The organism is Intrasporangium sp. (genome assembly GCF_032907665.1).
Lineage (GTDB): Bacteria > Actinomycetota > Actinomycetes > Actinomycetales > Dermatophilaceae > Intrasporangium.
Window position 1 is genome coordinate 1 of record NZ_JAJJPG010000125.1, and the last position, 9,769, is coordinate 9,769.

General features: G+C 70.0%; 11 protein-coding genes. 5 read left to right on the forward strand and 6 right to left on the reverse strand.

The genetic code is table 11. From position 1 onward, the window contains the following. The 4 genes from LOY02_RS15410 to LOY02_RS15425 form a co-directional block, all read right to left on the reverse strand. Positions 1 to 501, reverse strand: a 501-nt coding sequence (locus LOY02_RS15410) for a MerR family transcriptional regulator (protein WP_317183247.1), incomplete at its 3' end; no start/stop codon positions are given. Between the two features lie 77 nt (positions 502 to 578). Continuing rightward, positions 579 to 1,586, reverse strand: a complete 1,008-nt coding sequence (gene fgd, locus LOY02_RS15415) for a glucose-6-phosphate dehydrogenase (coenzyme-F420) (RefSeq protein ID WP_317183248.1) — start codon at positions 1,584 to 1,586, stop codon at positions 579 to 581. A gap of 112 nt (positions 1,587 to 1,698) precedes the next feature. Beyond that, positions 1,699 to 2,664 (reverse strand): L,D-transpeptidase family protein, encoded by a 966-nt coding sequence (locus LOY02_RS15420; protein WP_317183249.1) that lies wholly within the window; start codon positions 2,662 to 2,664, stop codon positions 1,699 to 1,701. A gap of 240 nt (positions 2,665 to 2,904) precedes the next feature. Next, entirely contained in the window at positions 2,905 to 3,657 is a 753-nt protein-coding gene (locus LOY02_RS15425; protein WP_317183250.1) for an IclR family transcriptional regulator, read from the reverse strand. 143 nt (positions 3,658 to 3,800) lie between these two features. Here LOY02_RS15425 and leuC point away from each other — a divergent pair, with 143 nt between their 5' ends. The 3 genes from leuC to LOY02_RS15440 all read left to right on the forward strand — a co-directional run bounded on the left by leuC (position 3,801) and on the right by LOY02_RS15440 (position 6,740). Then, a complete protein-coding gene (leuC, locus tag LOY02_RS15430; RefSeq protein ID WP_317183251.1) occupies positions 3,801 to 5,225 on the forward strand; it encodes a 3-isopropylmalate dehydratase large subunit in 1,425 nt (474 codons plus the stop codon). 3 nt (positions 5,226 to 5,228) lie between these two features. Continuing rightward, positions 5,229 to 5,834, forward strand: coding sequence for a 3-isopropylmalate dehydratase small subunit (leuD, locus tag LOY02_RS15435; RefSeq protein WP_317183252.1), 606 nt, complete (start codon positions 5,229 to 5,231; stop codon positions 5,832 to 5,834). 246 nt (positions 5,835 to 6,080) lie between these two features. Further along, complete coding sequence (locus LOY02_RS15440) at positions 6,081 to 6,740, forward strand: HU family DNA-binding protein (RefSeq protein ID WP_317183253.1); 660 nt, start codon at positions 6,081 to 6,083, stop codon at positions 6,738 to 6,740. Positions 6,741 to 6,844: 104 nt separating this feature from the next. On the opposite strand, the gene LOY02_RS15445 is transcribed toward LOY02_RS15440, so the two are convergent. After that, positions 6,845 to 7,057 (reverse strand): cold-shock protein, encoded by a 213-nt coding sequence (locus LOY02_RS15445; protein ID WP_317183254.1) that lies wholly within the window; start codon positions 7,055 to 7,057, stop codon positions 6,845 to 6,847. After that, positions 7,032 to 7,766, reverse strand: coding sequence for a 2-phospho-L-lactate guanylyltransferase (cofC, locus tag LOY02_RS15450; protein WP_317183255.1), 735 nt, complete (start codon positions 7,764 to 7,766; stop codon positions 7,032 to 7,034). The genes LOY02_RS15445 and cofC overlap by 26 nt, the downstream gene beginning before the upstream one ends. A gap of 115 nt (positions 7,767 to 7,881) precedes the next feature. Here cofC and LOY02_RS15455 point away from each other — a divergent pair, with 115 nt between their 5' ends. Next, a complete protein-coding gene (locus LOY02_RS15455; RefSeq protein WP_317183256.1) occupies positions 7,882 to 8,679 on the forward strand; it encodes a lysophospholipid acyltransferase family protein in 798 nt (265 codons plus the stop codon). Then, a complete protein-coding gene (locus LOY02_RS15460) occupies positions 8,676 to 9,674 on the forward strand; it encodes an NAD(P)H-dependent glycerol-3-phosphate dehydrogenase (protein ID WP_317183257.1) in 999 nt (332 codons plus the stop codon). The genes LOY02_RS15455 and LOY02_RS15460 overlap by 4 nt, the downstream gene beginning before the upstream one ends. The last annotated feature ends 95 nt before the right edge of the window (positions 9,675 to 9,769 follow it).

The window sequence follows — 9,769 nt, forward strand, 5'->3', positions numbered from 1 at the left end:
CGCGGGGGATTCGGAACCCAGCTCGTCACGGACGTCCCGCTCCGCCATGAGCAGGGCTGCCGCGGCGTAGACGGCGAAGGTGTCGTCCGACAGCCCCAGCCCATCCCGGCGCGCCCGCTCGAGTGCCGCGGCGAGCTGCGTCCGAGCGACGGAGTCGTCCCCGATCCGCCACCCGAGCCGGTCGATGAGCGGATCGGTGCGGGCCACGTCCGGGCCTTCGGCGGTGGAGGTCCGCAGGACCGCGTGGGCGACACCGAGCAGGTCGTGTCGGGACCGAGGCGGATCGGCAAGCGCCTCGACCACCTCTCGGACCCGCTCGATCGAGAGGCCACCGACGTCGATGAGGGTCCGGACGAGCCGCACCCGCTCGACATGGGACTCGTCGTAGTCGGCGCGCGTCGCACTGACCGTGGCCCCCGGGTGGACCAGACCTTCACGCAGGTAGTACTTCAGCGTCGCCACGCTGACCCCGGTGCGCTGCGAGAGCTCTGACATCCACATGCCGCCTCCTTCGATTGGATAGTAGCGCTAGCCAATCCCGGGCCGGTGGTGGGCAGTGGCGTCGTGGGCGGCTCGCCTCAGTCGAGTTCGCGCAGCCCAGGCAGGACGTCCTCGGCGAACTGGTCGAGGAACCGGCCCTGGTCGTGACCCGGCGCGTGGACGACGAGGTGGTCGAAGCCCCAGTCGACGTACTGCCGGATCTGGTCGACGGCCTCACCCGGGTCACTCGTGACGATCCAGCGCTTCGCGACCTCGTCGTCGGTCAGCTCGTCCGCCAGCCGCTCCATCTCCACCGGGTCGTGGACGCCGTGCTTCTGCTCGGCCGTGAGCGACAGCGGCGCCCAGAACCGGCAGTTGCGCAAGGCTGCCTCAGGATCCCGGTCGTAGGAGAGCTTGATCTCGATCATCCTGTCGATGTCGGCGCGTGACCGGCCCGATTTGGCCAGGCCCTCGTCGACGGCCGGGAGGAGCTTGTCCTCGTAGAGCTCGCGACCCTTGCCGGAGGTGCAGATGAAGCCGTCGCCCGACCGGCCGGCGTATCGCGCGACGAGGGGCCCACCGGCAGCGACATAGACGGGCACCGGCTCCTCGGGGCGGTCGTAGATGGTGGCGTCGTGCGTTCGGTAGTAGTCGCCCTCGAAACTCACCCGCTCCTCCGTCCAGAGCCGGCGCATGAGGGTGACCGCCTCGCGGAGGCGGGCGAACCGCTCCTTGAACTCCGGCCAGGGGGAGCCGGCGGCACCGACGGCGACCTCGTTGAGGGCCTCGCCGGTGCCGATGCCGAGGACGACCCGGCCGGGGTTGAGCACACCGAGTGTGCCGAAGGCCTGCGCGACGACCGCCGGGTTGTAGCGGAAGGTCGGGGTCATGACCGAGGTCCCGAGCAGGATCCGCTCGGTCCGCTCGCCGGCCGCCGCGAGCCACGACATCGCGAAGGGTGCGTGCCCGTCGTTGTGCCGCCATGGCTGGAAGTGGTCGGAGATGAACACCGAGTCGAGTCCGGCCTGCTCCGCCCGCACCGCGTGGTCGATGAGCTCTCTGGGCCCGAACTGCTCCGCCGAAGCCTTCCAACCAACCTTGAGCATGACGCACTCCTCGCCGTGAACCCCCTGCGATTCGGGGTTGCCACAGCCTACGACCAGCCCCTGGAACTCCCGGGGGCTGGTCGTGGGTGAGCTGCTGGAGCGGAGCCGGTCGTCACCAGTGGACGACGACCTTGGTGCCGACGGGCGCGGCGTTGTAGAGCTGCTTGAGCGCAGTCATGTTGCGGACGTTGACGCACCCGTGGGACGAGCCGTTGTAGCCGTTGCGGGCGAAGTCCCCCGAGTAGTGGATGGCCTGGCCGCCGCTGAAGAACATCGAGTAGGGCATCGGCGTGAAGTAGAGGTTCGAGATGACGTCGATCTTCTTCCACGTGATGGAGAAGACGCCCTCACGGGTGGGCTCCGCCTCGCTGCCGAAGCGGACGTCCATCGAGTACTGCGGCTTGCCGTCGATGACCCACGTGAGGGAGCGCGTCGACTTGCTGATGCAGATGACCCGCCCGGTGAGGCAGCGCGGGTCCGCGTCCCAGCTCGTGGCTGCCGGCTTGGGCGCGGCCGGCTTCACGTTGGCGAGCTCGTCCTTGGTCGGGGTCCGCGTCATGGACAGGATCCGGTCGTAGGTGCGCTGGTCGGCGACGCCCGTGGACGGGAAGCCACGCTTCTTCTGGAAGCCGCTGACCGCGGCTGTCGTGCGGTCACCGTAGAAGTCCGTCACATCCCCGTGGAACCAGCCGATCTGCTTCAGCCTGGCCTGCATCGAGCGGACCTTCGATCCCGAGTCGCCCGGACGCAGGACGACGACGACGGGTTCGGGCCGGGGACGGCTCGGCTTGGCCGTCGGCTTGGCGGTGGGCTTGGCCGTCGGCTTGCGGGTGGGCTTGGCCGTCGGCTTCGTTGTCGGCTTCGCCGTGGGGCTGCTCGGCGTCGCCGTGGCCTGGGTGGTCGGCGTCGACGGCATCGTGGGATCCGGGGTCTGGCTCGAGGTGCCTGACGTCGGCGCTGCCACTGCTCCCCCCGAGGTGGCCACCCCCGGCCCGCAGGCCGTGGTGGTGAGGGCGAGGGCGCCGAGAGCCATGAAGGTCAGGGCCCGTCGGGGCGTTCGCCGCGATGTGTACTGCATGGTCTCCCCAATCCGTGCAACGAGATGTCACACAGCCTGACGCGGTGACCTGCGCAAAGGTTGTCCGGACGATGCGCCCTGGGCGGATCGTGACCGTTCCGTTGCCGTGGTTCTCCTCCACTCTGGCAGGTGCGTGACAGACCTGTCAGAGTTTGTGGCGGAACCGACCCCCTGAGGGCGGGTCGTCGGGGCCACCCTGGCGGACGGGCGGGCGGCGCCGGGACGAGGGGGGCGTCTCATTCAGGCGTTCTGCTGCTGTTGCTGCTGTTGCTGCATGGCGTGGTGACGTCGCAGCACCTCGGTGAGCTTGTTCGCCCCGGCGACGACCGTGGCCGCGTGAAGGCGCCCCGGCTGCCGGGACAGGCGCTCGATCGGGCCGGAGATGGAGACTGCCGCCACGACGCGCCCGGAGGGGCCCCGCACCGGCGCAGAGACGGAGGCCACGCCGGGCTCGCGCTCGGCCACGCTCTGGGCCCAGCCGCGGCGCCGGACACCGGAGAGCGCCGTCGCGGTGAACGCCGCACCCTGCAGGCCGCGGTGCAACCGGTCGGGCTCCTCCCAGGCGAGGAGCACCTGCGCCGCCGAACCGGCGAGCATGGACAACGTGGCCCCCACGGGGATGGAGTCCCGAAGGCCGACGGGCCGCTCCGCGGCGGCGACGCAGATCCGCATGTCGCCTTGCCGGCGGAAGAGCTGAGCGCTCTCGTTCGTGTGGTCCCGTAGGGCTCCGAGGACCGGGCCGGCGGCGGCGAGCAGACGGTCCTCTCCTGCCGCCGAGGCGAGCTCGCCGAGGCGTGGCCCGAGAACGAAGCGGCCCTGCATGTCGCGGGACACGAGTCGGTGGTGCTCGAGGGCGACGGCGAGGCGGTGCGCCGTCGGCCGGGCGAGCCCAGTGGCAGCGACGAGCTGGGCGAGCGTGGCCGGGCCGGCCTCGAGGGCGCCGAGCACCGTGGCGGCCTTGTCGAGAACGCCGACTCCACTAGAGTTGTCCATGACCTGATATTGCCGTCTCAGGCACTGAGACGTCAATTCACGGCCCCGTGATTGGGGACAGGCTGGGCGTCGGGGACGTCGCGGTGGACGGCTGACCGCGAGCCACCGCGAGCCCAGTCCGACGTCGTGGGTGGAGGAGAGCAATGAGCGGCACGTTGGCCGAGAAGGTGTGGGAGGCGCACGTGGTGCGCCGTGCCGAGGGGGAGCCGGACCTCCTCTACATCGATCTGCACCTACTGCACGAGGTGACGAGTCCGCAGGCGTTCGACGGACTCCGCCTCGCCGGTCGCCCGGTCCGGCGGCCGGACCTCACCCTCGCCACGGAGGACCACAACGTCCCCACCACCCCCGGTCCCATCACCGACCCGGTGTCCAAGATCCAGGTCGACACGCTCCGCCGCAACTGCGAGGAGTTCGGGATCCGGCTGTACCCCATGGGCGACGTCGAGCAGGGCATCGTCCACGTCGTCGGCCCCCAGCTCGGCCTCACCCAGCCGGGCATGACCGTCGTGTGCGGCGACAGCCACACCTCGACGCACGGTGCGTTCGGTGCGCTCGCCTTCGGCATCGGCACGTCCGAGGTGGAGCACGTCCTCGCGACGCAGACGCTCCCGCTCAAGCCGTTCCGCACCATGGCCGTCAACGTTCGCGGCCAGCTGGCCGAGGGCGTGACCGCCAAGGACATCGTGCTTGCCGTCATCGCCAAGATCGGCACGGGTGGGGGACAGGGCTATGTCCTCGAGTACCGGGGGGAGGCGATCGAGTCGCTCTCGATGGAAGCCCGCATGACCGTGTGCAACATGTCGATCGAGGCAGGCGCACGCGCCGGCATGATCGCCCCGGACGAGACGACCTTCACCTATCTCAAGGGTCGCCCGCACGCCCCGACCGGCGCCGAATGGGATGCCGCGGTGGCAGAGTGGTCGAGCCTGCGCAGTGACGACGACGCGGTCTTCGACGCAGAGGTCGACCTCGATGCTTCCGCGCTCACCCCGTTCGTCACCTGGGGCACCAACCCGGGGCAGGGGCTACCGCTGCACGAGTCGGTGCCAGACCCTGAGTCCTTCGTCGACGAGTCCGACCGGTTGGCGGCGGAGAACGCCCTCGCCTACATGGGTCTCGAGCCCGGCACACCGCTGCGCGACATCCGGGTGGACACCGTCTTCGTCGGCTCCTGCACGAACGGCCGGATCGAGGACCTCCGGGCCGCAGCGGCCGTCGTCAGGGGCCACAGGGTCGCCGAGGGCGTTCGGATGCTCGTCGTTCCCGGGTCTGCGCGCGTGCGACTCCAGGCCGAGGCGGAGGGCCTCGACACCATCTTCACCGAGGCCGGGGCGGAGTGGCGTCTGCCGGGGTGCTCGATGTGCCTCGGCATGAACCCCGACACGCTCGCCCCCGGGGAGCGGAGCGCCTCGACGTCGAACCGCAACTTCGAGGGACGTCAGGGCAAGGGCGGCCGGACCCATCTCGTCAGTCCGCTCGTGGCCGCCGCGACGGCCGTGCGAGGCACCCTCTCCAGCCCCGCCGATCTCCCGTCCCTCGAGTCCCGCGTCGTAGAGGAGGTCTGAGTGATGGACAAGTTCGAGACCCACACCGGGATCGGGGTGCCCCTGCGCCGGAGCAATGTCGACACGGACCAGATCATCCCCGCCGAGTACCTCAAGCGGGTCAGTCGCACCGGGTTCGAGGACGGCCTCTTCGCCGCGTGGCGCAGGGACGAGTCCTTCGTCCTCAACAATCCTGTCTACGCGGGCGGCTCAGTGCTCGTCGCCGGCCCTGACTTCGGGACCGGCTCGAGTCGGGAGCATGCGGTGTGGGCGCTCATGGACTACGGCTTCCGAGTCATCATCAGCTCACGGTTCGCGGACATCTTCCGCGGCAACAGTGGCAAGCAGGGCCTGCTCACCGCCGTCGTGTCCCAGGACAACGTCGAGCTCATCTGGAAGTACCTCGAGAACCACCCCGGGGCCGAGATCACGGTCGACCTCGTGGCGAGGATGGTGACGGCGGGCGAGATCGTCGCACCCCTGGACATCGACGACTACACGAGGTGGCGGCTCCTCGAGGGGCTCGACGACATCGGTCTCACCCTTCGCCACGAGGACGCCGTGTCGCGCTTCGAGGAGTCCCGGCCGGCGCACAAGCCGGTGACCATCCCGGTCGATGCCACGCGCTGAGCACCGAAGTCTGGGCTCGAGTCCCTTTGGGGGACAACCGAATCCGTCGCTCAGTGCTTCTCAGCCGATGGGCAGGAAGCTCGACTCCGCGTCCGATGGCCCGCCAAAGTCATTGCGACACAATGGAAAGAAGTGGGGCTAGGTGATGGACCTCGTCCCTCCATCGATCTACCGTCGTCCTTAACCGGACTCGATCCGGACGCGTGTCGGGTCCCCCGGACACCGACAGTCCTCTGGAGGGAAGACGTGAACAAGGCAGAACTGATCGGCGCCCTTGAGGCCAAGCTAGGCAGCCGCAGGGTGGCCTCAGACGCCCTCGAGGCCGTTTTCGACAGCATCGTCCGCGAGGTGGCCAAGGGCGGCAAGGTCACCATCACCGGGTTCGGGACGTTCGAGCGGGCGGACCGTGCGGCGCGGACCGGCCGCAACCCCAAGACCGGCGACACGGTCAAGATCAAGAAGACCCGGATCCCGAAGTTCCGGGCCGGAACGAACTTCAAGGAGATCGTGTCCGGGAAGAAGAAGCTGTCGAAGACCGCTTCGGCTGCGACCCGGGCCCCTGCTGGCACTGCGAGCGCGGCGACGGGCACCGCGAAGAAGACCACCGCGAAGAAGGCCGCGCCGGCCAAGGCGGCCGCGCGGAAGACCGCGACGAAGGCCGCGGCCAAGACCGCGACCAAGGCGGCGTCGACGAGGAAGGCGGCGACGAAGGCGGCGACCAGGCCGGCAGCGAAGTCCACCGCGACGAAGTCGGCACCCGCCAAGAAGGCAACGAGGGCCACAGCTGCCAAGGCAGCCGCCCAGAAGTCGACGACGAAGAAGGCTACGGCGAAGAAGACCACGGCGACGAAGTCGGCTGCCAAGAAGTCCACGTCGAAGACCGCCACCAGGCGGGCAACGCGATAGTCCGGGCCGCTGACTCCCGGAGCCTGCGTCGCCCCGGCTGCCCAGACCGGCCCGTCACATCGCAGCTCCAGGGGCCCGCCCATCGGGGTCGGGCCCCTGTGCTGTCAGGCGCCGCCCTCGACCGGCTCGATTCCCACGATGCGCAGGGCGGTGACCCGATCTTCGTCCACCTCGACCGTGAGTCGTTGGCCGACCCGGAGCAGGCGCAGCCCGCTCGTCAGGAAGGCCGCCCCATCGAAGGGGAGCAACACTCCGTCGTCACGGATCACACTTCCCGTCAGCGAGATGGGGTCAAAGGCGTGGACCGAGGCCTGCATGCGCCCATCCAAGCAGATCGAGCCGGTCGACGGCCGCGACGGCAGCGACGGTCGACGGGCCCGCACCGAGCCGCAGGACGGTGAGGAGGGACTCCAGATCATCGACGTCGGTGCGCAGGCGCGGGAGGTCGAGGTCGAGCCGAGCGGCACCGTCTGCGGCGTGCCGCGCGGCGCTGTGGGGCCCGAAGCGTGGTGTGAAGTGGCCGTCCTGGCCGACTGCCGCTCTGAGGACGGTTCCCGAGCCGTCGGCGTCGGGGACGAAGGACTGCGCGTGGCGGGCTGCGGCCTCGAGCGCCTCCTCGAGGTCTGCGGGTTGCAGGGCGGGTAGGTCGCCGAGGAGCGCGGCGACTCCTGCCCCGGGCGGTGTCATCGTCAGGGTCATCGTCAGGCCCAGGGCAACCGCTGCGTTGAGCCCTGCTCCGGGATCGCGCACGGAGGTCACTCCGCGGGCGCGCCACTCCGCGGCCGTCAGCTCGTCCGCCGTGACGAGCACAACCCGCTCGGGACCCAGGGCCTCGCAGGCGGCGTGCAGGGTGTCACGAGCGAGTGCCCGGCTGATCTCCTCGAGGTCGATCCGCTCCCGACCCGGCCCGGCACGGTGGAGGGCGCGCGCGAGCCGGGACTTGCCGATGGCAGCGTCGTTGACGGGTACGACGAGATGCCACCCGGGCTTCCGGTGCGTGGCGTTCTCGTGCTGCGGCTCGTTCATGCTGGGCACAATTGTCCCATCGGCGGCAGGGCCGCTCGACAGTGCGCCGCGAGGTGGACAAGATGAAGGCCCACAGCGCCCACCCGGTGGCGCCTCGACAGGGAGGTCTCGACGAGTGAGAGGTGCGCGCCCCACGCGACTGCCCTTGGCCTACCGTTTCGCGGCATTCCTGCTGCGACCGCTGCTGATGGGCCTGACGAAGCGGGACTGGCAGGGCGTCGAGCACCTCCCGGCGACCGGCGGCTTCGTCGTGTCACCGAACCACATCTCCTACATCGACCCGCTCATCTTCGCCCACTTCATGTTCGACAACCGGCGCGAGGCCTACTTCCTGGCGAAGGAGAGCCTCTTTGCGATCCCCGTCGTGGGTTGGGTGATCCGCAAAGCGGGGCAGATCCCCGTGTACCGCAACTCGGTCGCGGCCGCGCAGGCCTATCGCGCAGCGGTCGCGGCCGTGCGGGAAGGGAAGGCGGTGGCCATCTTCCCGGAGGGCACGATCACCCGCGACCCCGACCTCTGGCCGATGCGCGGCAAGACCGGCGCTGCGCGCGTCGCGCTCGAGACGAGGTGCCCGCTCATCCCGGTTGCCCAGTGGGGTCCGGAGGAGATCCTGTCGCCCTACGGGCACCGGCCCCGGTTCTTCCCCCGCAAGACGATGCAGCTGCGGGCCGGACCGCCGGTGGACCTGTCGGACCTCTACGACAAGCCGATCGACACCCGGACCCTGCGCGAGGCGACCGACCGGCTCATGGACCGGATCACCGAGCTGCTCGAGGAGATCCGCGGGGAGAAGCACACCCACGAGCGGTTCGACCCCCGCAAGCACGGTGTGCCGGAGATCGGGGACCCGATGAAGCACCACGAGATCGGCCGCACCCGCCCCGGTCCGGCGACCCCGAGGGAGGACGCGTGACTCACGTCGCGGTGATGAGTGCCGGCAGCTGGGGCACGGCGTTCGCGTCGCTCCTCGCGGAGGCAGGATGCACGGTGACGATGTGGGCCCGCCGCCCCGAGGTCGTCGACCAGATCAACTCAGGTCGGAACCGTGACTACCTCCCCGATCTCGAGCTGCCCGACACCGTCCGCGCCACGGCAGATCCGGAGGCCGCCTGCCGGGCCGCCGAGATCGTCGTCCTTGCCGTTCCCTCGCAGACACTCCGCGCCAACCTCGCCGAGTGGGGTGACGCCATTCCCTCGGGGGCCGACGTCGTCTCGCTCATGAAGGGGGTCGAGCTCGGCACGACGATGCGGATGAGCGAGGTCATCGGCGAGGTCGCGGGCATCGAGCCGGAGCGCATCGTCGTCGTCTCCGGGCCGAACCTCGCCAAGGAGATCGCCCTGCACCAGCCGGCCGCGAGCACGGTGGCCTGCGTCGACCACGCGGCGGCGGAGCGGGTGGCGGCCGCATGCGCCTCCAAGGTCTTCCGTCCCTACACCACGCACGACGTCGTCGGCACCGAGATCAGCGGTGCGACGAAGAACGTCGTCGCCCTCGCCGTGGGCATGGCCGAGGGGATGGGTTTCGGGGACAACACGAAGGCGACGATCATCACCCGCGGGCTTGCGGAGACGACCCGGCTCGGGATGGCCCTCGGTGCCGACGCGAAGACGTTCCTCGGGCTCGCCGGGGTCGGAGACCTCATCGCGACGTGCATGTCGCCGCTGTCGCGCAACCACTCCTTCGGGGTCAAGCTCGGCCGCGGCCTGACGATCGAGCAGGCCACAGCGGAGATGCAGCAGACGACCGAGGGAGTCAAGTCGTGCGAGTCGATTCTCAGCCTCGCCCAGCACCACGGGGTCGACATGCCGATCGTCGAGCAGGTCGTCGGCGTCGTGCGGGACGGGCAGGCGGTCACCGAGGTGGGGCCCAGGCTCATGTCCCGCGACCTCAAGGCGGAGAACCACTGAGCCGTATGCCGCTGGGCTCGCTCCCATGGCCCGCTGCCCGCTGCCCGCTGCCCGCTTGCAGACCCGGCCCACCCGTCAGTCGAGTGGCCCCAAAA